The sequence below is a fragment of the Trinickia sp. genome, assembly GCF_051953405.1.
Classification (GTDB): domain Bacteria; phylum Pseudomonadota; class Gammaproteobacteria; order Burkholderiales; family Burkholderiaceae; genus Trinickia.
In genome coordinates, this window is the sequence record NZ_JBQCIV010000085.1 from 15,863 (window position 1) to 41,107 (window position 25,245).

The 25,245-nt window shown below is 65.1% G+C and carries 23 protein-coding genes and 1 riboswitch; of the genes, 10 read left to right on the forward strand and 13 right to left on the reverse strand.

What is annotated here, in order from left to right:
* The first annotated feature begins 28 nt into the window (after positions 1 to 28).
* The 4 genes from ACTHN9_RS14650 to rsmA all read left to right on the forward strand — a co-directional run bounded on the left by ACTHN9_RS14650 (position 29) and on the right by rsmA (position 5,732).
* Complete coding sequence (locus ACTHN9_RS14650) at positions 29 to 2,392, forward strand: LPS-assembly protein LptD (protein ID WP_440537489.1); 2,364 nt, start codon at positions 29 to 31, stop codon at positions 2,390 to 2,392.
* Positions 2,393 to 2,520: 128 nt separating this feature from the next.
* A complete protein-coding gene (locus tag ACTHN9_RS14655; RefSeq protein WP_440537519.1) occupies positions 2,521 to 3,843 on the forward strand; it encodes a peptidylprolyl isomerase in 1,323 nt (440 codons plus the stop codon).
* A gap of 11 nt (positions 3,844 to 3,854) precedes the next feature.
* Positions 3,855 to 4,856: a 4-hydroxythreonine-4-phosphate dehydrogenase PdxA gene (gene pdxA / locus ACTHN9_RS14660; RefSeq protein ID WP_440537490.1), complete on the forward strand. Its 1,002-nt coding sequence runs from the start codon at positions 3,855 to 3,857 to the stop codon at positions 4,854 to 4,856.
* Positions 4,857 to 4,910: 54 nt separating this feature from the next.
* The gene (gene rsmA / locus ACTHN9_RS14665) at positions 4,911 to 5,732 is read left to right on the forward strand and encodes a 16S rRNA (adenine(1518)-N(6)/adenine(1519)-N(6))-dimethyltransferase RsmA (RefSeq protein ID WP_440537491.1); all 822 of its coding nucleotides are present in this window, start codon (positions 4,911 to 4,913) and stop codon (positions 5,730 to 5,732) included.
* 49 nt (positions 5,733 to 5,781) lie between these two features.
* On the opposite strand, the gene ACTHN9_RS14670 is transcribed toward rsmA, so the two are convergent.
* Positions 5,782 to 6,735, reverse strand: coding sequence for a DMT family transporter (locus tag ACTHN9_RS14670; RefSeq protein WP_440537492.1), 954 nt, complete (start codon positions 6,733 to 6,735; stop codon positions 5,782 to 5,784).
* Positions 6,736 to 6,972: 237 nt separating this feature from the next.
* On the opposite strand from ACTHN9_RS14670, the gene gloA reads away from it, so the two are divergent.
* Positions 6,973 to 7,362, forward strand: a complete 390-nt coding sequence (gene gloA / locus ACTHN9_RS14675; RefSeq protein ID WP_440537493.1) for a lactoylglutathione lyase — start codon at positions 6,973 to 6,975, stop codon at positions 7,360 to 7,362.
* A gap of 70 nt (positions 7,363 to 7,432) precedes the next feature.
* On the opposite strand, the gene ACTHN9_RS14680 is transcribed toward gloA, so the two are convergent.
* Genes ACTHN9_RS14680 through glyQ form a run of 5 tightly spaced genes read right to left on the reverse strand, consistent with a single transcriptional unit; the run spans position 7,433 to position 12,890 of the window.
* Entirely contained in the window at positions 7,433 to 8,302 is an 870-nt protein-coding gene (locus tag ACTHN9_RS14680; protein WP_440537494.1) for a M48 family metallopeptidase, read from the reverse strand.
* Between the two features lie 7 nt (positions 8,303 to 8,309).
* Positions 8,310 to 9,086: a lysophospholipid acyltransferase family protein gene (locus tag ACTHN9_RS14685; RefSeq protein ID WP_440537520.1), complete on the reverse strand. Its 777-nt coding sequence runs from the start codon at positions 9,084 to 9,086 to the stop codon at positions 8,310 to 8,312.
* A 50-nt stretch (positions 9,087 to 9,136) separates the two neighbouring features.
* Complete coding sequence (gene gmhB / locus ACTHN9_RS14690; RefSeq protein WP_440537495.1) at positions 9,137 to 9,694, reverse strand: D-glycero-beta-D-manno-heptose 1,7-bisphosphate 7-phosphatase; 558 nt, start codon at positions 9,692 to 9,694, stop codon at positions 9,137 to 9,139.
* Between the two features lie 24 nt (positions 9,695 to 9,718).
* Complete coding sequence (glyS, locus tag ACTHN9_RS14695; protein ID WP_440537496.1) at positions 9,719 to 11,866, reverse strand: glycine--tRNA ligase subunit beta; 2,148 nt, start codon at positions 11,864 to 11,866, stop codon at positions 9,719 to 9,721.
* A gap of 16 nt (positions 11,867 to 11,882) precedes the next feature.
* Positions 11,883 to 12,890, reverse strand: a complete 1,008-nt coding sequence (gene glyQ / locus ACTHN9_RS14700) for a glycine--tRNA ligase subunit alpha (RefSeq protein WP_440537497.1) — start codon at positions 12,888 to 12,890, stop codon at positions 11,883 to 11,885.
* A gap of 550 nt (positions 12,891 to 13,440) precedes the next feature.
* On the opposite strand from glyQ, the gene relB reads away from it, so the two are divergent.
* Positions 13,441 to 13,638: a type II toxin-antitoxin system RelB family antitoxin gene (gene relB / locus ACTHN9_RS14705; protein WP_440537498.1), complete on the forward strand. Its 198-nt coding sequence runs from the start codon at positions 13,441 to 13,443 to the stop codon at positions 13,636 to 13,638.
* Between the two features lie 35 nt (positions 13,639 to 13,673).
* Positions 13,674 to 13,976 carry a type II toxin-antitoxin system RelE/ParE family toxin gene (locus tag ACTHN9_RS14710; protein ID WP_440537499.1) on the forward strand — a complete coding sequence of 101 codons (303 nt, stop codon included), beginning with the start codon at positions 13,674 to 13,676 and terminating at the stop codon, positions 13,974 to 13,976.
* A 143-nt stretch (positions 13,977 to 14,119) separates the two neighbouring features.
* Here ACTHN9_RS14710 and lnt read toward each other — a convergent pair whose 3' ends face one another.
* Positions 14,120 to 15,778, reverse strand: a complete 1,659-nt coding sequence (gene lnt, locus ACTHN9_RS14715; protein WP_440537500.1) for an apolipoprotein N-acyltransferase — start codon at positions 15,776 to 15,778, stop codon at positions 14,120 to 14,122.
* A 197-nt stretch (positions 15,779 to 15,975) separates the two neighbouring features.
* Entirely contained in the window at positions 15,976 to 16,869 is an 894-nt protein-coding gene (locus ACTHN9_RS14720; protein WP_440537501.1) for an HlyC/CorC family transporter, read from the reverse strand.
* A gap of 169 nt (positions 16,870 to 17,038) precedes the next feature.
* Here ACTHN9_RS14720 and ACTHN9_RS14725 point away from each other — a divergent pair, with 169 nt between their 5' ends.
* Complete coding sequence (locus ACTHN9_RS14725; protein ID WP_440537502.1) at positions 17,039 to 17,653, forward strand: DUF4337 domain-containing protein; 615 nt, start codon at positions 17,039 to 17,041, stop codon at positions 17,651 to 17,653.
* Positions 17,654 to 17,743: 90 nt separating this feature from the next.
* On the opposite strand, the gene ACTHN9_RS14730 is transcribed toward ACTHN9_RS14725, so the two are convergent.
* From ACTHN9_RS14730 to ACTHN9_RS14750, 5 genes are all read right to left on the reverse strand, one after another.
* Positions 17,744 to 18,397: a gamma-glutamylcyclotransferase gene (locus ACTHN9_RS14730; RefSeq protein ID WP_440537503.1), complete on the reverse strand. Its 654-nt coding sequence runs from the start codon at positions 18,395 to 18,397 to the stop codon at positions 17,744 to 17,746.
* Positions 18,398 to 18,407: 10 nt separating this feature from the next.
* Positions 18,408 to 18,890, reverse strand: coding sequence for an rRNA maturation RNase YbeY (ybeY, locus tag ACTHN9_RS14735; protein WP_440537504.1), 483 nt, complete (start codon positions 18,888 to 18,890; stop codon positions 18,408 to 18,410).
* A gap of 29 nt (positions 18,891 to 18,919) precedes the next feature.
* Entirely contained in the window at positions 18,920 to 19,975 is a 1,056-nt protein-coding gene (locus tag ACTHN9_RS14740) for a PhoH family protein (RefSeq protein ID WP_440537505.1), read from the reverse strand.
* Between the two features lie 16 nt (positions 19,976 to 19,991).
* Positions 19,992 to 21,365, reverse strand: a complete 1,374-nt coding sequence (gene miaB, locus ACTHN9_RS14745) for a tRNA (N6-isopentenyl adenosine(37)-C2)-methylthiotransferase MiaB (protein ID WP_440537506.1) — start codon at positions 21,363 to 21,365, stop codon at positions 19,992 to 19,994.
* 302 nt (positions 21,366 to 21,667) lie between these two features.
* A complete protein-coding gene (locus ACTHN9_RS14750; RefSeq protein ID WP_440537507.1) occupies positions 21,668 to 22,606 on the reverse strand; it encodes a LysR family transcriptional regulator in 939 nt (312 codons plus the stop codon).
* Between the two features lie 110 nt (positions 22,607 to 22,716).
* On the opposite strand from ACTHN9_RS14750, the gene ACTHN9_RS14755 reads away from it, so the two are divergent.
* Positions 22,717 to 23,898, forward strand: coding sequence for an MFS transporter (locus ACTHN9_RS14755; protein WP_440537508.1), 1,182 nt, complete (start codon positions 22,717 to 22,719; stop codon positions 23,896 to 23,898).
* A gap of 231 nt (positions 23,899 to 24,129) precedes the next feature.
* Positions 24,130 to 24,302, forward strand: a riboswitch (FMN riboswitch).
* Positions 24,303 to 24,428: 126 nt separating this feature from the next.
* The gene (ribB, locus tag ACTHN9_RS14760; RefSeq protein ID WP_440537509.1) at positions 24,429 to 25,130 is read left to right on the forward strand and encodes a 3,4-dihydroxy-2-butanone-4-phosphate synthase; all 702 of its coding nucleotides are present in this window, start codon (positions 24,429 to 24,431) and stop codon (positions 25,128 to 25,130) included.
* The last annotated feature ends 115 nt before the right edge of the window (positions 25,131 to 25,245 follow it).

Genomic DNA, 25,245 nt, shown 5'->3' on the forward strand with positions numbered 1-25,245 from the left:
GCCGCCGAGCCGATTCGCCAAACGATAGATGCCGCCCAGACAGCCCATTTTCACGAATTTCCCCGGCGAGAAACTGCCGCGCCTAAGGCGGCTCGCTGCGGCGCTGATCGCCGTTCCGGGCTTCATGCCCGCCGTATCGCACGCGCAATTGGCGGGCGCGGCCGCCCAGCCGCAGCCGACCGATGCGCCATGGGGGCTGCGGCTTGCGCCGCAACTCGAAGAGCACCCGTTGCTGCCGGGCAGCTCGCCGGCCACGTTCGTGATCGGCGACGGCACGAGCGGGACAGCCGATCGGGACGTGGCGGTGAAAGGCTCGGGGGAGCTGCGGCGCCACGTGGCCGTGATCAAGGCCGATGCGTTCCACTACGATCAGGACACCGACATGGCCGACGCGTACGGCAACGTGCGCGTGATCGAAAATGGCGTCCTATTCGCGGGGCCCGAGGCTCATCTGAAGGTGGAAGCGAGCCAGGGCTACATGCCGTTGCCGAAGTACCACTTCAATTCGAACGGCGGCTCGGGCAGCGCCGAGCGCGTCGATCTGCTCGACAGCGAGCGTTCCGAGTTCACGAGCGGCACTTACACGGCCTGCCAGTGCGCGAATCCTTCTTGGTACATCCGGGGCAGCCGCTTCGATTTCGACACTGGCGCGGACGAAGGCGTCGCGCACAATAGCGTCCTGTTCTTTCAAGGGGTGCCGATCTTTGCGAGCCCGTGGCTGTCGTTTCCGCTGACGGGCGAGCGTCGCAGCGGCTTGTTGCCGCCGCAGTTTTCGATGAGTTCGACGAACGGCTTCGAACTCTCGGTGCCGTATTACTTCAATATCGCGCCGAATCGCGATTTGACGTTCACGCCGCGCATTATCTCGAAGCGCGGGGTGCAGAGTCAGGCGGTGTTCCGCTATTTGTCTCCGACCTACTCGGGCACGTTCACCGGCGAATTCTTGCCGAACGACGCGATCAAGCACGAGAACCGGTATGCGATCTACTGGCAGCATAGCCAGAATCTCGGCCATGGGTTCGGCGCCTACGTGTCGTACAACAAGGTGTCCGACGACACCTATACGCACGATCTGGCCGCGGCCGGCAACCAGTTCCTCCTCGGCACCCAGGTGTTGTTCCAGCAGGAAGCCGGGCTCACCTACTACAACGGCCCATGGTCGGTGCTGGCACGCGAGCAGCATTGGCAAACGCTCGCGGGCTCCACGCCGCCATACGGCCGCGAGCCCCAGTTGAACGTCAAATACGCGAAATACAACGTCGGCGGCTTCGATTTCGGCGCCGAAGCCGACTACACGCGCTTTCGCATCACGTCGGCCGATGCAACCGAGGGCGATCGCCTGATGTTCAACCCGTACGTTTCGTACGGGATCGTCGGGCCGGGTTACTTCGTCGTGCCGAAGGTGCAGTGGCACTTCGCATCGTACGATCTCAACCATATTTCCAGCACGGCACCCACGGGGCAGCCGAAGGCGTTCACCGAGTCGATTCCGACATTGAGCTTCGACAGCGGGCTCGTGTTCGACCGTTCCGTTCGCTTGTTCGGCGACGACTATATCCAGACGCTCGAGCCTCGGATCTATTACGTCTACACGCCGTATCGCAATCAGAGCTTCGCGCCCGTGTTCGATACCGCCGAAGCGGACTTCGGGCTCGCCGAAATCTTTACGCCGAATACGTTCGTCGGCAACGACCGCGTCGCCGATGCGAATCGCCTGACAGCCGCGCTCACCACGCGCTTCATCAATCCGGCGACGGGGGACGAACGCGCGCGCTTCGTCATTGCGCAGCAGTACTACTTCACCGATCAGCGCGTGACGCTGGGCACCGATACCCCGACGCCGGCGACAGGCCACTCCGACTTGCTAGCCGGGGCGTCGCTCAAGCTTGGCGCCGGTTTCGCTTCGGAAACGGCGTTCCAATATAATGCGGACGACAACCAGCTCGTGCGGGCCAGTATCGGTTTCGGGTTCAGCCCGGAGGAACGCAAGGTCATCAATGTGGCCTATCGGTATACGCGGGCGAGTCAAACGCTCGGCAACAGGCCGATCAAGCAAATCCTGGTTTCGTCCGAGTGGCCGCTCACGCATCGGATCTACGCGGTGGCGCGACTGAACTATGAGCTGGGGGGGCACCGGCTCGTCGACGGCCTAGTCGGCTTCCAGTACGATGCCGATTGCTGGGTCCTCGGCATCGGGGCGCAGCGTTACTTGAACGGCCTGAATTCGACCGGGCAGTATACGAGGGACACGCGCGTGCTGGCGCAATTGACGCTCAAGGGGCTGTCGAACGTCGATAACGGCCTCGTGGCGGCATTCCGCGCAGGCGTGGCGGGCTACCAGCCGCCCCCGCCGCCGGCGCCGCCGTTGGCGCGCTTTACGAATTACGAGTGATCGTACGAGCAACGCGTGGAGCCTTTCGGCTCGTGCGCGCAAAAAAGGGGCGCAACAAGCGGCCCGAGATATTTGGAGCATGTGTGGCAATCGTGAATAAGCTTCGCTTGGCAACGCTCGCGGCATCGATGGCCGCCGCCGTTTTCCTGCCGGTCGCGCCGGCCGCGGCACAGGCGTTGGGACGCGCACCGGCCGGCCAGACGGTCGACTCCGTGGCTGCTGTCGTCAACGACGACGTCATCACCGTGCGCGAACTCGACGAACGGACCGGCCTCATCGCCCGGCGCCTCGAGCAGCAACACGCGCCGGTGCCGCCGAAAGACCAGTTGCGCGCGCAAGTGCTCAATCAAATGGTGCTCGAGCGCGTTCAACTCGAGAAGGCGAAGGAGGACGGTATCGTAGTGAGCGATGCCGATGTTCAAAAGACGCTGCAGCGCCTGGCGGCCGCCAACAACATGCCGGTGGATCAATACCGCGCGCGGATCGAAGCCGAAGGGGTGTCGTGGTCGGTGTTTACGCGCGATGCGCGCAATGAGCTGACGCTCTCGAAGCTGCGCGAGAAAGAGGTCGACAGCAAGGTGACCGTGTCCGACGCCGAAGTCGCGAACTACATCGCCAGCCAGCGCGGGCCCGGCGTGCGGGCGCAGCAGGACTTGCGCATCGAGCACATCCTCGTCAAGGTGCCGGCCGGCGCGGCGCAAGACGTCGTCGACGCCGCCCAGAAGAAGGCCGAGGCCATCTTGCAGCGCGCGAAGAGCGGCACGAAGTTCGAATCGCTCGCGAAGGACGAATCGCAGGCGGCCGACGCGAAGCAAGGCGGCGATCTCGGGTTCAAGGCACCGGGGAATTTGCCCGATGCGTTCGTCAAGGCCGCATCGGAGTTGCGTCCCGGCGAAGTCGCGCCCGCGCCGATCCGCACCGACGACGGCTTCGAAGTGGTGCGGCTGGTCGATCGGCGCGTTGGGATCGGCGGGTCGGCGGCCGATGCGCCGAAACTCGTCCAAACGCATGTGCGGCATATTCTGATTCGTGTCGGCGACGGCCAGTCCGAGGCGGCAGCCCGGCAGAAGCTGCTCGACTTGCGCAAGCAGATCGAAGCGGGCGGCGATTTTGCCCAGTTCGCGCGCACGTATTCGCAAGACGGTTCCGCGTCGCAAGGCGGCGATCTCGGCTGGATCAGCCCCGGCGAAACGGTGCCCGAGTTCGAACGCGCGATGAACGATTTGAAGGACGGCGAAATCAGCGAACCGGTGCGCAGCGAATACGGCTACCACCTGATCCAGGTGCTCGGCCGGCGCGAGGCCGAGGGTTCGGTCCAGCAGCAAATGGATTTGGCGCGCCAGGCGATCGGCCAGCGCAAGGCGGAGCAGGCATACTCCGACTGGCTGCGCCAACTGCGCGATTCCGCGTACGTGCAATACAAGGTCGGCGGCCCGCTCGCACAGCAGTGAGCCAATAGACGATGACGAGCGCTCCGAGCGTTGCCCCGCTGACTATCGCGATCACGACCGGTGAGCCGGCCGGCGTCGGGCCCGAGTTGACGGCGGCGGCCCTCGCGGGCGCCGCGGCGCATTGGCCCGGTGTCGAATTCACGGTACTGGGCGATGCCGCATTGCTCGAGGCGCGTGCCCGCGCCGTGGGTGTCGATTGGGCGGCGTTGTTACAGGCCGGCCATATCCACCTCGTGCATCGGCCGCTTGCCGCGCCTTGCCTGCCGGGGCGGCTCGATGCTTCCAACGGCCCCTATGTGCTCGGCTTGCTCGACGAAGCGATCGACGGCGCGCTTCGCGGTGCATTCGATGCGATCGTCACGGCGCCGTTGCAAAAGAGCACGATCAACGATGCGGGCGTACCGTTCACCGGCCATACGGAGTACCTCGCCGAGCGTACGGGTACGGCGCGCGTCGTCATGATGCTGGCGGGGACGGGCTCGCGCCCGTTGCGCGTCGCGCTCGCCACGACGCATTTGCCGCTCAAGGATGTTCCCGCCGCGCTCAGCATCGACGGCCTCGTCGAAACGATCGCGATCGTCGATCGCGATTTGCGGCGCGACTTCGGCCTACCCGTGCCGCGGATTCTCGTGACCGGGCTCAACCCGCACGCGGGCGAGAACGGCTATTTGGGGCGCGAAGAGATCGACATCATTGCGCCGGCGCTGGCACAAGCGGTTCAGCGCGGCATCGACGCACGCGGCCCGTATCCGGCCGACACGCTGTTTCAGCCGCGTTATCTCGGCGACGCCGATTGCGTGCTCGCCATGTTTCACGATCAAGGCTTGCCGGTGCTCAAGTTCGCCACCTTCGGCGAAGGCGTCAATATCACGCTAGGGCTGCCGATCGTACGCACGTCGGTCGATCACGGTACCGCGCTCGATCTGGCGGGCACCGGGCGTGCCGACGCGGGTAGTATGATCGCCGCCATGGATACGGCCGTCACGATGGCGCGCAACCGGCGCGCCGGTTGACGATCGCCGCGGGCCGGCCAAGCGGCGCTTTTCGTTCATTTCGGTTTTCTTTCGATGTCCACCAGCAGACAGCATCAAGGCCATTTCGCGCGTAAGCGGTTCGGGCAAAACTTCCTCGTCGATCTTGGCATCATCGATTCGATCGTCTCGCTGATCGCGCCCGAGCGCGGCCAACGTATGGTCGAAATCGGCCCGGGCCTCGGGGCGCTCACCGAGCCGCTTGTGGAGCGCCTGGCCACACCGGAGGCGCCGCTGCACGCGGTCGAACTCGATCGCGATCTCATCGCGCGATTGCAGAACAAATTCGGCGATCGATTGGCGCTCCATGCGGGCGACGCGCTGGCCTTCGATTTCGCTTCGCTCGTCGAAACGCACGAGCGGCCGACCCTGCGTATCGTCGGCAATTTGCCCTACAACATTTCGAGCCCGCTGCTGTTTCACCTCATGACGTTCGCGCCGATCGTCGTCGATCAGCACTTCATGCTGCAAAACGAGGTGGTGGAGCGGATGGTGGCCGAGCCCGGCACAAAGGCGTTCAGCCGGTTATCGGTGATGCTGCAGTACCGCTATGTGATCGACAAGCAGCTCGACGTGCCCCCCGAATCGTTTCAGCCTCCGCCGAAAGTCGATTCGGCCATCGTGCGGATGATTCCTTACGCGCCGCATGAACTCGCGCCGGTCGATATGGCGGTATTCGGGGAACTCGTGACGGCTGCGTTTTCGCAGCGGCGCAAAATGCTGCGCAACACGCTGGCGGCGTATCGCGACCGCGTGGATTTCGAGGGGCTCGGTTTCGATTTGGCTCGGCGCGCCGAGGACGTTCCGGTGGACGAGTACGTGCGTGTCGCCCAAACGCTCGGGGACGCTCCGGCTTGATTGCCGCCGATCGCTCAATCGCCCAATCGCCGGACCGAGGAACGCGCGCCTAGGTCGCTGCCGGTCGGCGCGCGGGTGCGTTCACGAGCACGATGCCGACAAGCACCAGGGCCGCAGCCAGCAGGAAGCTCGAGTTGAACGATTCGCCGAGCAGGACGACGCCGAAGGCCACGCCGAAGAGCGGCGTTAGGAACGAAAACACCGATAGACGCGACGCCGTGTAGCGCGTGAGCAGCCAGAACCACGTCAAATAGCTGACGAAGGCGACTGCGACCGCTTGGTAGCCAAGGCTGGCCACGGCCAGCGCAGAGAGTTGGACGCGATGCGGTTCGCCGAACGCGAACGCGAGCGCGAGCAGCACGACGGCCGATACCGCCAGTTGGTAGAACAAGGTCTTGCTCGCGCTCGTATGCGAGAGCGAGGTGGCGCGCACGACGACGGTCGTCGCCGCCCACATGACGCCGCCGAGCACGCCGAGCGCATCGCCCAAGGCGCCGCCGAGCGCCCAGGTGCCGGGCGCCGCGTGTCGAGCGAAGCCGTCGGCGAACGCCAGGGCGATGCCCGCGAAGGCTACCGCGACGCCCCACCATTGCAGCGGGCGCATCCGCTCGCCGGCGACGAATGCGTGCAACCCGAGGGCCGTGAAGCACGGTGCCGTGTAAAGGAAGACGGCCATGCGCGAAGCGCTCGTCAGCGTGAGCCCCGCGAAAATGCAGATGAATTCCCCGGCGAACAGCACGCCGGCTGCCAGGCCGGGGCCGAACGTTCCGTCGCGTCGAAACAGCGGCGTGCCGCGCAGGCGTGCCCAGCCGAAGACCAGCAAGGCCGCGATGGTCGAGCGCAACCCCGCTTGCAGCATCGGGCCTAGCGCGCCGTTCGTCGTTTTGATCGCGACTTGCTGCAGGCCCCAAATCGCGCAGAGCAGGACCATCAACGCGATGGCGAACGTATCGGGGGCACGGCGCACGGGTGCCGGCGTGGCGATGGCTGCGGCGGTGTTCATCTGAAGCGTCTGTTGGGCGTGAACGGGAGGGCGGCGCGTGTCTCGCCGATCGTTCGGCGCGGCCGGGGAAGCGCGGTGCAGCTCCGGCAAGCGCCTGGCAAAACGACTACCCTGCGTACCATACCAAAACACGACTGCGCGCGCTTTGCCGCGGCATTAACCCCAATGCCAGCAGGGCGAGCGGCTTGCTCGGTTTCTTGGTAGATTCGCTTCTTTTCGACGACACCGGAGTTCACGATGCGCTTGCTGCACACCATGTTGCGGGTTGGCGACCTCGATCGCTCGCTCAAGTTCTACACGGAGCTGCTCGGCATGAAACTGCTGCGCCGCCAGGACTATCCCGAAGGACGCTTTACGCTGGCTTTCGTCGGCTACACGGATGAAAGCGAAGGTGCGGTGATCGAACTCACGCACAACTGGGATACGAAGACTTACGATCTCGGTGAAGGGTATGGCCACATCGCGCTCGAAGTCGACGATGCCTATGCCGCCTGCGCGAAGATCAAGGCGCAAGGCGGAAACGTCACGCGCGAAGCGGGCCCGATGAAGCACGGTACGACCGTCATCGCATTCGTGACCGATCCCGACGGCTACAAGATCGAATTCGTTCAGAAGAAGACGCAGTAAGACGCACCGCGTGCGGCCGCTCATTCGCCGCGCGCCGGCGGCGCGGGCGATGCTCGCCTCTCGCATCGCATCAAAGCGACGGCAGCAATTCCGGCGGATGATGTTTGAGCGTATGCCGCGCCTCGCGAAACTCGGGGAAGATCGATTCCACCGTTTGCCAGAAGCGCGGGCTGTGATTCATCTCGCGCAGATGCGCCAACTCGTGCGCGACAACGTAGTCGACGATCGAGAGCGGGAAGTGAATGAGCCGCCAGTTCAGGCGGATGCGGCCATCGCTCGAACAGCTCCCCCAGCGCGTCGCCGCCGACGACAACGCATGGCCCTTGTACGCCACGCCGAGCTTTTCCGCGTAAAAATCGAGCCGTTCGCCGAATACGCGTCTGGCTTCGGTCTGCAGCCAGCCTTGCACGCGGTCTTTGATTTGTTGGGCTTCGGCGTGCGCGGGCAGCGCCAACGAGAGCATGGCCGCCTGCGCATCGAACGCGAGCGCGGCGTTCGCCGAGGCCAGCGCGATCGTGACGGGCTTGCCGAGGTAGGGGATCTGCGCACCGTCGCGCCATTCGATGCGCGGCAAGGCGCGTTGCTCCGCGCGGGTCTGCCATTCCGCCAACTTCGCGAAAATCCAGCGCTCCTTGCCGGCGATGGCGGTTTCGATGTCGGCCAGCGTCACCCAGCGCGGCGCCGTGATGGCCAACCCGCTGCTGTCGATCGAAAAACCGATCGTCCGTCGCGACGAGCGTTTCAACGCATATTCGAGCGTGCGACCATTGAGCGTCAGCCGCCGCAGCTTCACGCCGTTAGGCGTCGGGTCCTGCCGTGGCGGGACCGACGCAGCCGGCGGCGCGGACACGCCATCATCGGCCAGATCCGCGAAGAGCGGCAGGTCGAGCTGGGGGTTGTCGAGCGCGGTCGCCGGACGCGGCTTGGCGGACTTAGGCATCGGCGGACTAGGTGGAGGCTTTTGCACGCCGCCCGGGGCGAAAACCGGCTCCGTCGGCATCGTGGTAAGCGCCCGGATCGATTCGGCGCATCTCCGTTTCGATCCATGTTTCGACGCGCCTATTCAGTTCGTCGGGGGTGAGGCCGGTGGAGTCGATCGGCTTGCCGATCGAGACCGTCACCGTGCCCGCGTACTTGATGAACGAATTGCGCGGCCAGACATGGCCGGCGTTGTGCGCGATCGGCACCACGGGCGCACCGGCATCGATTGCGAAACGCGCGCCGCCGGTCTTGTACTTGCCTTGCTTGCCGACGCTCGTGCGGGTGCCTTCGGGGAACATGATGACCCACGCCCCCTCGCTCATGCGCAGTCGTCCTTGCTTCACGACGGACGCGAACGCGTATTTGCCTTCCTTCCGATCGATATGGACCATCTTCAGCATGCCGAGCGCCCAGCCGAAGAAGGGGACGTAAAGCAGCTCGCGCTTGAACACGTAGCACAAGGGGCGCGGCATGATGGCCGGAAACGCGAGCGTCTCCCACGCGGATTGGTGCTTCGAGAGCAGCACGGCAGGGCCGTCCGGCAAATTCTCGGCGCCTTCGATCCGATAGCGAATGCCGTTCAGATAGCGGACGACGGCTACCGTGGAACGGCACCAGCCCACCGCCATCCAATAGCGCCGGTCGGCGTTCAGGAACGGAAAGGCGATGAAACACGCCGTGGCGTACGGAACCGTGAAGACGATGAAATACAGAAACAGCAGCAGCGAGCGGATGAAGCGAATGAGTGGCATCGGGGTCTTCGATCGGTTGGCGTCGGGCGTGCTCGCGGCACTCAATCTTGCTGATCCGCGAGGAACGACAGGACGAAGGCTTTCAAGTCGTCGTACACCTTCGCACCCTCGGGCAGGCCGCCCGCCGCGAGCGTCTTCTTGCCTTTGCCCGTCAGCACGAGGTGGGTCGGGAAGCCGAGCGCCGCGCCGGCTTGCAAATCGCGCAGCGCATCGCCGACGACCGGCGTCGCAGCCGGGTCGATCTCGAAGCGGTCGATGATCATTTGCAGCAGGCCCGGCTTCGGCTTGCGGCACTCGCATTGGTCTTCGGCCGTATGCGGGCAGAAGAAGACGGCATCGATGCGGCCGCCGACCACCGCCGCCGCGCGATGCATTTTCAAGTGCATGGCGTTGAGCGTGGCCATGTCGAACAAGCCGCGGCCGATGCCGGACTGGTTCGACGCGATCGCCACGCGGTAGCCCGCTTGGTTCAGACGTGCGATGGCCTCGAGGCTGCCCGGAATCGGAATCCACTCGTCGGGCGATTTGATGAACGCGTCGGAATCGAAATTGACGACGCCGTCGCGATCGAGGATGACGAGCTTCTTGGCGGATGTCATGGTGTGGCTTCGCCCTATTGCCGGTTACGCCGCGAGCTTGGAGATGTCGGCCACGCAGTTCATCTGCGCGTGCAGCTCGGCCAACAATGCAAGCCGGTTCTTGCGCAGCGCGGCGTCTTCGGCGTTGACCATCACATCGTTGAAGAACGTATCGACGGGATCGCGCAGCGCGGCCAGCGCCGACAGCGCGCGCGTGTAATCGCGTTGCACGAGTTGGGCTTGAACCGTCGGCGCGACCTTGCGCAGTTGCTCGGACAGCGAGCGCTCCGCCGGCTCGACGAGCAGCTCGGCCCGGACCGAGGCGCCGGCCACGCCGTTCGCCGGCGCCGCACCGGCCGCGGCGACGCTCGCCTCGGCCTCCGACTTCTTCAGAATGTTCGCGATCCGCTTGTTGGCGGCGGCCAGCGCGCCGGCTTCGGGCAGCGCGGAGAACTCGCGCACGGCATCGAGCCGCGCGACGATGTCATCCAGCGTGTTCGGCTGCAGGCTCAATACGGCCTCGATCTCGCCGGCGGCATAGCCGCGTTCGCGCAGCAGGCCGCGTAGGCGGTCCATGAAGAATGCGTAGAGCGCGTCCGTGCAATCGGCGAACTGCGCCGTGGCGGCAAAGCAGGCGGCGGCTTCGCGCAGCAAGGCGACGAGGTCGACCGGCAACTGCTTTTCGATCAAGATGCGCAGCACGCCGAGCGCATGGCGGCGCAGCGCGAACGGATCCTTTTCGCCAGTGGGCACGAGGCCGATGCCCCAGATGCCGACGAGCGTTTCGAGCTTATCCGCGAGCGCGACGGCGGTGCCGACGCGCGTGCTGGGCAGCGCATCGCCCGAGAAGCGCGGTTGATAGTGTTCGGTGCAGGCGAGGGCGACTTCCTCGTCCTCGCCGTCATGGCGGGCGTAATAGGTGCCCATCGTGCCTTGCAGTTCGGGGAATTCGCCAACCATATCGGTCAGCAAATCGGCCTTCGCCAGGCGCGCGGCGCGTGCCGCCTGCACAGGATCGGCGCCGACGAGCGGAGCAATCACGCGGGCCAGCGCCTCGAGACGCGCAACGCGTGCGAGCTGGGAGCCGAGCTTATTGTGGTAGACGACATTCGCGAGCAGCGGCACGCGATCGGCCAGCGGCTTCTTCTTGTCTTGCTCGAAGAAGAACTTCGCATCGGCCAGGCGCGGGCGCACCACGCGCTCGTTGCCTTCGACGATGTCGCCGGGCGTGTCGGTCTCGATGTTCGAAACGATGAGAAAACGCGAGCGCAGCTTGCCGGCCTGATCGGTGAGCGCGAAGTACTTCTGATTCGTTTGCATCGTCAGAATCAGGCACTCCTGCGGCACTTGCAGGAATTGATCGTCGAAGCGGCATTCGTAGACGACGGGCCATTCCACGAGCGCGGTCACTTCGTCCAGCAGCGCGTCCGGCATGACGACGCGATCGCCGTTCGCCAGCGCGTTCAATTGGTCGACGATGCTCGCGCGGCGCGTTTCGATACTCGCCACGACGCGCCCCTTGGCGTGCATCGTTTGCGCGTAGTCGTCGGCGTGCAACAGCCCAACGAGGCCTTCCGACAGGAAGCGATGGCCGAGCGTGGTATCGCCGGCATCGACGCCGAACGCCGTGACCGGCACGACTCGGTCGCCGTGCAAGACCGTCAGACGTTGCACCGGACGCACGAATTGCACGCTCGTGCCGTCGGGGCGCTGATACGTCATGACCTTCGGAATCGGCAGCTTGCCGAGTGCAAGGACTTCGTCGAGCGCCGCTTGCAGGCCGTCGGCAAGCGTCGCGCCCGGCGCGGCGTAACGCAGGAAGAACGCTTCGGCTTTACCGTCCGTGGCGCGTTCGAGATCGGACAGCGCAACGTCGGGGAAACCGAGCGCCGCGAGCTTCTTGGCGAGCGGCGCGGTGGGCTGGCCGTTCGCGTCCAACGCCACCGAGACGGGCAGCACTTTCTCGCGCACTTGTTTTTCGGGCGCGACGGTGCGCACGTTCTTGATGAGCACCGCAAGACGACGCGGCGTGGCGAAGCGTTCGAACGACGGTTCGCCCGCGATCAGATCGCGCGCGGCGAGGCGTTCGACGAGACTATCGGCGAAAGCGGCGGATAGGCGCGCAAGCGCCCTCGGCGGCAGTTCCTCGGTGAGCAGTTCGACGAGCAGGGTGGCTTGGTGAGCTTGAGTCATATTCGTTGGAGTCTCGTCATTCCTTGTCGATCGCACGCTCGACCTTCAGCGGCGGCGCCCATGCCGGCATGGCGGCGTCCTGCTCATCGGTGGTCAACCCGCGCGCCCCGTGGACGGGATTGCCGAGCATCGGGAAGCCGAGCTTTTCGCGCGAATCGTAATAGGCTTGCGCGACGAGGCGGGACAGCGCACGGATGCGGCCGATATACGCCGCGCGCTCCGTGACCGAGATCGCGCCGCGCGCATCGAGCAGGTTGAACGTATGGCCGGCTTTGAGCACGAGTTCGTAGCCGGGTAGCGCAAGCTGCGTTTCCATCATGCGCTTCGCTTCCGCTTCGTAGCTATTGAAGAGCGTAAACAGCAGCTCGACGTTCGCGTGCTCGAAGTTGTAGGTCGATTGCTCGACTTCGTTTTGATGGTAGACGTCGCCATAGGACAAGCGTCGCAGCTCGGGACCGTTCGGGCCCATTTCCTCCCATTCGGTCCACACGAGGTCGTACACGTTCTCGACCTTTTGCAGGTACATGGCGAGCCGTTCGAGCCCGTACGTGATTTCGCCGAGCACCGGCTTGCAATCGAGCCCGCCCACTTGTTGGAAGTAGGTGAATTGGGTCACTTCCATGCCGTTGAGCCACACCTCCCAGCCGAGGCCCCAGGCGCCCAGCGTGGGGTTTTCCCAATCGTCTTCGACGAAGCGCACGTCGTTTTGCTTCAGATCGAAGCCGAGCGCTTCGAGCGAGCCGAGGTACAGGTCGAGGATGTTTTCGGGCGCGGGCTTGAGCACGACCTGGTACTGGTAGTAGTGCTGCAGGCGATTCGGGTTATCGCCGTAGCGGCCGTCCTTCGGACGCCGCGATGGTTGAACGTAGGCCGCGCGCCAGGGCTCGGGCCCCACGGCGCGCAAGAACGTGTGGACGTGGGACGTGCCGGCGCCGACTTCCATGTCGATCGGCTGGAGCAGCGCGCAACCCTGTTTGTCCCAATAGGATTGCAGCGTCAGGATGATTTGCTGAAACGTGAGCATGTCGTGCCTTTCGAGGCAAGCGGCGCGTAGGGGCCGCTGCGATGCCGGAAAACCGGCGGAATCGGGGCTCCCGTCGGGGCGGCCGCTGCGCGGGCCACGGCGATTGCCGCAGATCCGCGCGGTGAAAACGCTAGATTTTACCGGATTGGGGCTTGCTTGCGGCCGTTGGTAGCCTGCGTGCCTTGCTCGCCAGCCATTTGTGCAAGTCCGGCTGCGTGCGGCCTCTCGAATCGGGCGGCAGCGGCGCCGCGAAGATCGCCCGGGCGAGCCGTGATCGACATGCCTTCGGATGAGCGTCGACGATAGCGACGGGGACCCGGCATGCCATCGGACGAGTCTGTTTTTTTGCATGGATGCGCTTGCAAAGGCCAGCTTTCGCTACCGTCTCACCTTTCTGCCGGGTTCGACATGCTGTCGATTCACACGTGTCGATCGGCTTGATCCATGGAAAATCAAAGGAGGGTAAAGCATGCAGATGCAAGTGGTTCCTTTTCGCAGGCGTGTCTCGCCCAAGCCAATGAGCGGGGCAGGCCGGTGTATGCTACGCGGCATGAACAAGCCGCTCTCTCCCATCCAGTCGGAATTCGCCACGGTCGAAGAGGCCGAGGCATACGACCGCTGGTTCCGTGCCAAGGTGGGGACCGCCCTGGCGGACACGCGCCAAGGGATACCGCACGATCGAGTGATGGCGGAGATGGATGCCATCATCCGAGCGGCGGAATTCGGGCTCGATGCGAAACAGTCGTAACGGCCGGCCATCGATGCTTGGACGGTGGATGACGCATGCTGCCTATCGAATGGCGCGTCGATGCGCGCAATGACCTCGCGGAAATCATCGGCTTCATCGCGCGGAGCAATCCTGCGGCTGCACGGCGTATGAGGGATCTGATCGATGCGGCTACGATTCCGCTAGCCGAGCACCCTTATCTGTTTCGTCGCAGCGAACGTGTGCCGGGCACACGCGAGGTGGTCGCCCATCCCAACTACCTGGTCGTCTATCAGGTCACTTCAACGAAAGTGGAAATCCTAGCGGTGACCCACACCCGCCAGCCCTATCCCGAGTCCTGTCAGGCCACTCGGGCGTGACCGGCACTGGCACGTGTCCGGCTTCCGTCAACGGATGAGGCGTTCAGCGGGCTGGGAGCGAGCGTGGGTTCAGGCGGCAACCAACGTCATGCTTGCCGTTTCTTCCCCGAGTTCATTGACGACCTGACCCGACGCCTCCCCGCCTAACTCCGTCCCGACCTAAGGCGGCCCCGCCCGAACAAAAACCCGAACGCGATCCCCACCAGCGAAACCGCCAATACGAGGCTATTGCCGATACTGATGTACGGCGTGCGCCCCGTCATGCCTTGCACGGTGGCTTCGATTTGCCCCGCCGTGAAAGCAGGCAGCCGCGCGGTCACGCGGCCCTGTGCATCGATCACGGCCGTGGCCCCGGTGTTCGTCGCGGCGATAAGAGGCCGCCCGGTTTCGAGCGTGCGCATCCGAGCCATCTGCAAATGCTGATCGAGCGCGATCGTATCGCCGAACCAGGCGAGGTTCGACGCGTTCACGAGCACGCCGGCCGGCACCGCCGCCTCGCGCAGCGTGCGCGCGATCTCCTCGCCGAAGATATCTTCGTAGCAGACGTCGACGTCGATCGGCTGGTTATGAACCATGAACGCGTGCTGCACCGGCTTGCCGCGCGAAAGATCGCCGAGCGGGATATTCATCAACTGCACGAACCAGTGAAAGCCCCAGGGCACGAATTCGCCGAACGGCACGAGATGGTGTTTGTCGTAGCGGTACAGTTGGCGCGAGCCAGGCGTAATGCCGAAGAAGCTGTTCGTTTCATCGGTGTATTGCCCGTCGGGCGCGATCGAAGCGCCGAATGCGCCGATCAGTATCGACGAACCTGTGTTGTCCGCGAACGTGCGCACCGCACGCCCGAACGTCTCGGGGAACTGCTGCGGCAACATCGGAATCGCCGTTTCCGGCGTCACGATCAGATCGGCCGCGTGCGCCGTGATCATCCGCTCGTAGAGATCGAGCGCCGCGCGGACGCCCGCTTCGTCGAACTTCATTTCCTGCTTGACGTTGCCTTGCAGTAGGCGAACGGTCAGCGGGGCATTGCCCGGCTGCGTCCAGGCCACGCGCGAAAGCAGGATCCCCGTGCCCATAACGGCGAGCGCGGCGACGGCCGGGAGCAGGACGGCCATCCGTCGGCGCGGCGACGCGAACCATGCCCAGCCGCTCTGAACGATCAGCGCGGCGACGAGCGCCAGGAGCCAGCCGACGCCGTAGACACCCGTGATCGCCGAGAAGCCGCGCAGCGGCCCGTCGACCTGCGCATAGCCGCTGGCAAGCCAAGGAAACCCGGTGAAGACGGTGCCGCGCAGCCATTCGCCGATCGCCCAAGCACTCGCAAAAACGAAGGCGCCGTGCCAGGCGGGAGACAATGGCCGGCTATCTTCGGCAGCGCGCGTGCCGCGCACCGTGTGTCGTCCCGCGCAAAACGACCACAATCCCGCCGAAACAGCCGGATAAATCGCCAGGTAAAGCGAGAACAGCACGAGGGCCGCGCCCGCGAGCGGCGCCGGCATCCCGCCATAGTGATGCATGCTGACGTACAGCCACCAGACCCCGGTCACCAGATTGCCGAAGCCGAATGCGCCGCCGGTCAATGCCGCGCTTTTCCAACTCGTCGTACGCACGAGCCAGGCATACAGCACGGCGAAGATGCCGATTTCGAGCCAGCCGCCGTGAGGCGTCGGCGCGAACGACAAGGTATTGAGCGCGCCGAGCGCGAGCGCGACGACGTAATGCCAGCGCGAAAGCGCATCGGGCGCCGCGGCGGTGCCCGACGTGGCGCTGCCGCGGGGGCGGGAGGTGATCGATTCGGCCATAGATGGCTGGCGTCAAAAAAAAGCGTTGTAGGTCTGGCTCGGCGAAGACGATGCGCGAGGGGTAACCGCCGACACCCTGTGCTAGTGCGGCGCATTGCGAGGCACTAGACGGTGAAGATCGGGACGCGACACCCCGCCGAGCATGCGGCACGAGACAGGCATCAGCGCGCCTTTACAGGCGCCGACGGCGGCATCCGTCAGGTCTGCACGTGCTGTGCCTCGCGTTCTCGCTGGCCCGCGAGCGGGTCGCGCCGAACGAGCAGCACGTGAACCTGGCGCGCGTCGCCGCGCAAGATTTCGAAGATGAGGTCGTCGATGCGCACGCGTTCGCCGCGGTGCGGCACACGGCCGAAATGATGCGTGACGAGTCCGCCGATCGTGTCGACTTCCTCGTCCGAAAAATGCGTGCCGAAGACTTCGTTGAACTGTTCGATTTCGGTCAGCGCCCGCACGCGGTAGCGGCCGTCGGGCGACGCGATGACGTTGCCGCTTTCCTCGTCGAAATCGAATTCGTCTTCGATATCTCCGACGATCTGCTCCAGCACGTCTTCGATCGTGATCAATCCCGCCACGCCGCCGTATTCGTCGACGACGAGCGCAATGTGATTGCGGTTCATGCGGAAATCGTGGAGCAGCACGTTCAGCCGTTTCGCTTCCGGAATGAACACGGCGGGGCGCAACATGCCGCGCACGTCGAACGATTCTTCGGCGTAGTAGCGCAACAGATCTTTCGCGAGGAGGACGCCGATGATGTTGTCGCGGTTGCCCTCGTACACGGGATAGCGCGAGTGCGCCTTTTCGAGGACGAACGGGATGAACTCCTCCGGGCTGCGCTCGATGTCGATGGCGTCCATTTGGGCGCGCGGGACCATGATGTCGCGCGCGCACAGGTCGGACACTTGGAACACGCCCTCGATCATCGAGAGCGAATCGGCGTCGATCAGGTTGCGCTCATGTGCGTCTTGCAAGATTTCGAGCAACTCGCCCCGCGAGTCGGGCTCGGGCGAAATGAAATCGGTCAGCCGCTCGAGCAGCGAGCGTTTTTCGGTAGGCTTGTCGGTATGGCGTCGACTGGGATAGGCGTCGTTCATGGCGGTGCGTCCGGCGCGGCTGGACGCGTGGTAAACGGAGAGTAAAGGATACACCACGCAAAAGCAGGGCCATGACTGCCGATCGGCCTGCTAAAGTGCGAGTCATGCGCCGCGAGGCGCGCGCGAACCGGCTCTGCCGCCGTTTTTACCCTGTTTGCACGAAAGAATTATGTCGGAAGAGTTTGAAGTACGCGGTCCGCACGAAGAAGCGCTCGAGCACGCGGGCCATGAGCACGGCCATGAACACGGTCATGCGTCGAGCGGCGCGCCGCCGGATCCGTTCGCCGGCCGCATCGCCGTCATGACCGCCGTGCTGGCGACGATCGGCGCTGTCTTCTCGTATCAAGGCGGATCTACCGAAGGGCTGGCGCTCTTCTACAAGAACGAGGCGGCGATCCGCAAGACGGAGGCGGCCAATCAGTGGAGCTACTACCAGGCCAAGGGCGAAAAGCAGAATCTCGCCGAACTCGGTGCGGCGCTGACAGCGGCCGATCCGAAGGCGAACGCCAAATTCTCGGCCGATGTCGCCAAGTACGCGCAGCAAAAGACGGCGATTCGGGCCCAGGCGGAGGCCCTCGAAAAAACCGTCGCGCAAGCCGATGCGGCCAGCGAGCGGCAATTGCATCTGCACCACCGTTGGGCGCAGGCGACGACGCTGACGCAAATCGCGATTTCCTTGGCCGCGATTACGCTGCTCACGCGTCGCCGCTGGTTGCTCGGCGCGGCGCTAGGCGTGGCCGGGCTCGGTGCGATTGTCGGCGCGGTGGCGTTCGCGGGGTATTGAGCCCACTAAGTTAGGGCGACGGATGCGTGCCGGTGCGATATGCGCGATATCTGTGGCTGCCGTCCGTGCCGGTCGCGCGCGATCGCGTCTTCAGAGGCAGCGCTTGAGCAGCGCTTCGAGCGCGCGATCGGGCATGCCGCACTCGCGCAGCGCCTCGACCGTGCGGCAGACATAGTCGAGCGTCGTGCCGTAGCGGCCGCGCGCGCAACCGAGCACGGCCTTGACCATATCGTCGGACAGTTTGCCCGTGTAGGTCGGCACGTCGCGCCGCATGACGAACGCCAGTGCATCGACGCGGCGCCCGTCGGACAGCCAGCACGGCAGCCACGCGGGCCGGTAAGAGCCCATCGGCATTTCGCGCCGCCACAGCGCCTCCAGGTGCGGGCGGGCCCCGTCGCCGGCCAGCCGAAAGGCCATCCCGGTACAAGAGCCGCCGCGATCGAGCGCCAAGACGAGGCCCGGTTGTTCGGGCGTGCCTCGGTTCACGCGAGACCATAAATAGAGCCCGCGGTGATAGCCGCGCACGCGGGCGCGTACGGTTTCCGCGGCCGGCATGCCGGGGTTCCAGATCAGCGAGCCATACCCGAACAGCCATAAATCGCTCGTGCCGTCCCAGTGGCTGATCGTCTGAGCGAGCGACGCCGCGAGTTCGTCGTCGTCAAGGAGCCGCGCTTCGCCGAGCACGGGCGGGTAACTCGGGCATACCGAGTCGAGCGGGGCGGGGAGTTGGCTCGTGTCGGACATCGCGTAGGGGCTAGCGGGAACGGTCTCCGTACGGATCGGCGAAGCCGAGCCGGCCGAGGATCTGCGTTTCGAGCGCTTCCATCTCTTGCGCCTCCTCGTCGTCTTCGTGATCGTAGCCCTGTGCATGAAGCGTGCCGTGCACGATCATGTGCGCGTAATGCGCGAGGAGCGGTTTGCCCTGTTCGGCGGCCTCGCGCTCGATCACGGGGCAGCACAGGACGAGGTCGCCCGAGACGGGATCGTCTTCGCTTTCCGCGTAGGCGAACGTCAGCACGTTCGTCGCGTAGTCTTTGCTACGGTAGGTGCGGTTCAGCAGCCGGCCTTCGTCGGCATCGACCAAGCGCACGGTGAGTTCGGCGTCGGCGAACAGCGCCGCTTTGATCCAGCTCGCGACGTGCGCGCGCGAGAGCGCCGCCTTGTGGTCCGGGAAGGCTTTGGCGGCGGGGAACTGCAACGAAAGCTTCAGTTGCGGCGTGCGTGTCTTCTCTTTCATTCGTTCATTCGTTCGGGACGCGTCTGTCGTCATCGTCCGTCGATCGGCTGCGCGTCGTCCTTCTTCCCGTGCTTGTCGTAGGCTTCGACGATGCGCGCCACGAGCGGATGACGCACCACGTCCGCGCTCGTGAAGCGAGTGAGCGCGATGCCGCGCACGTTCGTCAGGACTTGCTGCGCTTCGATGAGGCCGCTCTTGGCGCCGCGCGGCAAGTCGACTTGCGTCGTGTCGCCCGTGACGACGGCCTTCGAACCGAAGCCGATGCGCGTGAGAAACATCTTCATCTGCTCGGGCGTCGTGTTCTGCGCTTCGTCCAAGATGATGAACGCGTGGTTCAGCGTGCGTCCGCGCATATAGGCCAGCGGCGCGATCTCGATCATTTGCCGCTCGAACATCTTCGCCGTTTTGTCGAAGCCGAGCAGATCGTACAGCGCATCGTAGAGCGGGCGCAGGTACGGATCGACCTTTTGCGCGAGATCGCCCGGCAAAAAGCCGAGCCGCTCGCCGGCTTCGACGGCCGGGCGCGTGAGGACGATGCGTTTGACCTGATCGCGCTCGAGCGCGTCGACGGCGCAGGCTACCGCAAGGTAGGTCTTGCCCGTGCCCGCGGGCCCGACGCCGAACGTGACGTCGTGCGAGACGATCTGCTTCAGGTATTCGCGCTGCGCCGGCGTGCGTCCGCGCAAATCGGCGCGGCGCGTGTACAGCTTCGGGCCGAGTTCTTCGACGTTTTCGTCGTCGAGTCCCGCGGGCTCGTCGAACGGATGGTCGGGATCGTAGCGGTTGGATGCGGCCTCGTCTTGCGCCGCGCCGCGATTGGCGGGATGGCGCGCTTCGACGAGCGCGAGCTGGATGTCGTCGACCGAAAGCGGCTCGCGTGCGCGGTTGTAGAACGTTTCGAGCGCGCCGAGCGCGACTTTCGCGCCGCGTCCGCGGATCGAGATGCGATGGCCGCGCCGCTGCAGCGTGACGTCGAGCGCTTGCTCGATCTGCCGCAGGTTTTCGTCGAGCGGCCCGCACAGGTTGGCAAGACGCGCGTTATCTTCGCGCGGCGCGGTGAATTCCAGGGACGGGGCGGTCTTCAAGGCGAGAGTGCGTTCCTTAAGCTTGAGCGATGGATTGCGGGTGGTCGGCGAGCACGAGTTCGCCGCGCAACGAATGCGGATAGGCGCGCGTGATGCGCACGTCGATCATTTGGCCGATGAGCCGCGCATGCGAGGCCACCGGCGCCGGGAAGTTCACGACCCGGTTGTTCCCAGTGCGGCCCGCCAGTTCGGTCGGATCCTTGCGCGCCGGGCGTTCGACGAGGATGCGCTCGATCTTGCCGACCATCGATTCGCTGATGCGCACGACGTTGGCGTCGATCGTCGCCTGCAGATGTTGCAGGCGTTCGAGCTTGACCTCGCGCGGGGTGTCATCGTGAAGGTTCGCGGCCGGCGTGCCGGGGCGCGGGCTATAGATGAACGAGAAGCTCGTGTCGTAGCTCATCTCGTGCACGAGCGCCATCGTCTTGTCGAAATCTTCCTGCGTCTCGCCCGGAAAGCCGACGATGATGTCGGTCGACAGCGAGAGATCGGGCCGGATCGCCCGCAGGCGGCGAATGACCGATTTGTACTCGAGCACCGTGTAGCCGCGCTTCATCGCCATCAAGATCCGGTCGGCGCCGTGCTGCACGGGCAAGTGCAGGTGCGAAACGAGCTTGTCGACTTTCGCGTAAACGTCGATGAGCCGTTGCGTGAATTCCTTCGGATGCGATGTCGTGTAGCGGATGCGCTCGATGCCGGGAATCTCGGCAACGTATTCGATCAGCGTGGCGAAATCGGCGATGTCGGTCGCGCCCGTCGTCAGCGCGCCGCGATAGGCGTTCACGTTCTGGCCGAGCAGCGTCACTTCGCGCACGCCTTGGTCGGCCAGCCCGGCGATTTCCGTGAGGACGTCGTCGAGCGGGCGCGAAACTTCGTCGCCGCGCGTGTAGGGCACCACGCAGTAGCTGCAGTACTTGCTGCAGCCTTCCATGATCGACACGAACGCACTCGGGCCATCCACGCGCGCCGGCGGCAGATGGTCGAACTTTTCGATTTCGGGAAACGAGATGTCGACTTGCGAACGCCCGCTCGCGCGGCGTGCGTCGATCATTTGCGGCAGACGGTGCAGGGTTTGCGGGCCGAATACGAGATCGACGTACGGCGCGCGCGCGACGATCGCCGCGCCTTCCTGGCTCGCGACGCAGCCGCCGACGCCGATCAGCAAGTCGGGCTTGGCCTCTTTGAGTTCGCGGACGCGGCCGAGATCGGAGAAGACCTTCTCCTGCGCCTTTTCGCGCACGGAGCAGGTATTGAAGAGGATGACGTCAGCGTCTTCGGGGGAATCCGTCTTGACGAGTCCTTCGGCGGCGCCGAGTACGTCGACCATCTTGTCGGAGTCGTACTCGTTCATCTGGCAGCCAAAGGTCTTTACATAAACTTTCTTGGTCATGAAGCTCGCCGTTCGCAGTGGTTGACCTGGGGGCGTGGGTAAGGCGCGTAGGTAATCGGTTCGGGATAGCCGGCCGGGCGGCGCGTCGGGCGCGGGCGACCGCTGAGCCTCGCCGCACATCGGTTGCGCACCGACTGCGCAATGGGGGCGCGAAGGCGCCCGACGTGCGCGACCGAAGCGCGACCCCCAAAGTGACCGGCGACACCCGCCGCATAACCCGACATTATAGCCGGTCGGGGGTTTCGGCTTCCGGGCGGGGCGCGAGTGGGCGCGTTGCACCGCCGGTCGAGCGCCGGTCGAGATTAGGGCGCTAGCCCCGGCAGCGCCGACCAATCGCGTTCCACCTCGGCGAACCGCTCGATCAAAAAGTCGAGCAGGGCCCGCACGCGCGGGGGGCGGTAGCGATTGCGGTGAAACAGGGCGTGCAGCGGCGTATCCCACGCGTAGCGCCACTCGGGCAACACGATCCGCAATCGGCCGGCGCGCAAATCCGCATCGATGTCCCACAGGGATTTGAGCGCGATGCCGTACCCGTCGATCGCCCAAATGCGGGTGACGGCGCCGTCGTTCGTTTCGCGAGACGTTTCGAGCGGGACTGTGTAGTCCTCGGCCGCGTCGCCGCGCACGAAGCGCCACTCGTTGAGCGGCCCCGACGCGATCGTGAGCACGATGCACTGAAAACGCGACAGATCGGACGGTGCCGCCGGTTCGCCATGTTGCGCCAGATAGCGGGGGGAAGCGACCAGCACGCGCCGGTTCGTCGCAAGGGGCCGCGCGATCAGCGAGGTGTCCGCGCGCGGCGCGCCGAACCGGATCGCCAGATCGATGTCGTCGTGCAGCAGGTTGGCGACCGAATCGGCGAGCGTCAGCGCGAACGTGACTTCCGGGTAGCGCGCGTTGAACTCGTCGAGCCACGCCATCAGCATGTTGCGCCCGAAATCCGATGTGGTCGAAATGCGGATCTTGCCGCGCACGACGGTGCGGCCCGCCTGCAACTCGGCGTCGGCGTCCTCGAGCGCCTGCAGCGCGCGCATGCAGTGCCGCAGATACGCGCGGCCTTCGTCGGTGAGCCTGAGCTGGCGGGTCGTGCGCTCGACGAGCCGCGTCGAAAGCGACGTCTCCAGCTTGGCCAAGCGTGCGCTGGCAGCCGCCGGCGTCAGGCCGAGCTTCCTGCCGGCCGCCGAGATGCCGCCGAGCCGAGCCGCTTCGACGAAAAGGCGAATGTCGCCGAGTCGATCCATGGATTATTCGATTTCGTTTGAAAATGATTCAAGCGCGACGGCAATTATCAAGCGGCGGCGATGTTTCGACAATACGCCCTAACCGCTAACGACAACTTTCCGGAGCCGTCATGCCCATTCCCTTACTTGCGCTCGCGCTCAGCGCGTTCGCCATCGGTACGACCGAATTCGTCATCATGGGGCTCTTGCCCGATGTCGCGCGCGATCTAGCCGTCTCCATTCCGTCGGCCGGATTGCTCGTGTCCGGCTACGCGCTCGGCGTGGCCGCCGGTGCGCCTTTGCTCGCCGTATTGACGAGCAAACTGCCGCGCAAGGCTGCGCTGCAAGCCTTGATGATCGTCTTCATCGTCGGCAATATGCTGTGCGCCGTCGCCGGCGACTACCGGATGCTGATGATCGCCCGCGTCGTGACGTCGTTCGCGCACGGCTCGTTTTTCGGCATCGGCGCTGTCGTTGCGGCCTCGCTCGTCGCGCGCGAGAAGCAAGCGAGCGCGATCGCGCTCATGTTCACCGGGCTCACGCTGGCGAATGTGCTCGGCGTGCCGTTCGGTACGTTCGTCGGCCAGTCGTTTGGGTGGCGGCTTACGTTCTGGATCGTCGCCGCCCTCGGTGTGCTCTCGCTGGCGGGCATCGCCGCGCTCGTCCCGAACCGACACGACGCAGGTCCCGTCGGGCTCGCTCGCGAGATACGCGTGCTCAAGGAGCCCCAAGTGTGGCTCGCTCTGGCGATGACCGTGCTCGGATTCGGCGGCGTGTTCGTCGTCTTTACCTACATTGCCCCGATTCTCGAGCAGATCGGCGGCTTTTCGCCGCGCGCGGTGACGATGATTCTCGTGCTCTTCGGCGCGGGGTTGACCGTCGGCAACGTGGTGGGCGGCAAGCTGGCCGACCGGGCGCTGATGCCCTCGCTAATGGGCATCCTCGTGCTGCTGGCGCTCGTCATGGGCGTTTTCGCGAAAACGAGCCATCTGGCTGTGCCCGCTGCCGTCACCGTCTTCGTGTGGGGCATCGCCGCCTTCGCGACCGTGCCGCCGCTGCAAATGCGCGTCGTCGAAAAAGCGAGCCATGCGCCGCACTTGGCTTCGACACTGAATATCGGCGCGTTCAACATCGGCAACGCCTTGGGCGCTTGGCTCGGCGGCCTGGCATTGACGCACGGCGCGGGGCTCGACGCGCTGCCTTGGGTGGCGGTGGCCGTGACCGTCGCGGCACTTGCGGTGACGATGCTGGCGGCTTACCTCGATGCGCGTCGCGTGCGCGAGGCGCGCAGCGCCGCGACCTGTGCGTCTTGATGTCTCGGGCGGGCAGAACGTTGCGAATTCGGTCGTGTGCGTCGATAGCGCCGATCGCTTAGAGGGCCGTCTCGGGATCGCAACGAGGCGTTTCCCACGGGCCGCCGGCATGCGCCGCCGGGCCGGGGCGCGGAGCCCTCGATGCCCGGAGGGCTTTGCCTGCAGCGGCGGCGCGGCTCGTGTATGCTCGGTTCCGGCCGGCAAAGTGCCGGTCAAATCGATATCTATCTAGTGCGTCTTCAGGGCGGGGCGAAATTCCCCACCGGCGGTATGTCGGCCATGTGCCGGCGAGCCCGCGAGCGCCCATGCGAAAAGCGGCCTTATTGGCCGCCTTGCGCGCGGGGTCAGCAGATCTGGTGCGAAGCCAGAGCCGACGGTCATAGTCCGGATGGAAGAAGATGCGCAGACAGTCGCGTTCGCCGCCTCGCTCGGCTCGGCATGCTTTGCCGTGCCGAGGGCGGTGGCGTTCGCGCCGTTTGCGATGCCCTGAAACGTTTTTCGCCGTTTTTCTCTCGCGAGGAGCGTTTCACATGTCTGAACCTATTTCCACGGCATTCGCCGAACTTCCCTTTCTCGCCTCTGCGTCGGTCCCCCCACGCATCGCCCAGGCGCTAGCCGCATTGCGCGAGGGCCGCGCCGTCGTCTTGCAGGACGATCACGATCGCGAAAACGAGGCCGACCTGATTGTCGCCGCGGAGCGTTTGAGCGTCGAGACGATGGCGCTATTGATCCGCGAATGCAGCGGCATCGTCTGCCTGTGTCTGCCGGACGAGAAGATTCGCGCGCTCGAACTGCCGCCGATGGTCGCGCATAACGAGAGCCGTCACGGCACCGCGTTCACCGTGTCGATCGAGGCGCGCCACGGCGTGAGTACGGGCGTCTCGGCCGCCGACCGCGTGACGACGATCCGCGCCGCCGTCGCAAGCCAAGCGAAGCCCGAGGACATCGTCCGTCCCGGACATGTGTTCCCGCTGCGCGCGCAGCCGGGCGGCGTGCTCGCGCGCCGAGGCCACACCGAAGGCACGGTCGATCTCGCGGTGTTGGCAGGGTGTTCCGCCGCAGGGGTGTTGTGCGAACTCATGAACGAAGACGGCACGATGATGCGCGGCGCCGATGTCGAGCGTTTCGCGGCCAAGCACGCTCTGCCGATGCTGACGATCGAGGAGCTGGTTGCGTTTCGCGAGCGGCTCGCTGCCGCGCGCGAGCGCGAATGCTGCGCGAGCGAAGCGTAAGACCGAGGCGCCCTGGGCGGGACGAATCCGCTGGGGGCGCTTAGTCTCGGACGCCGGTGGCGAGAAAACCGTTTGGTGCGTCCCGACGGAACGCCCAAAGTGGGATGAACGCGCT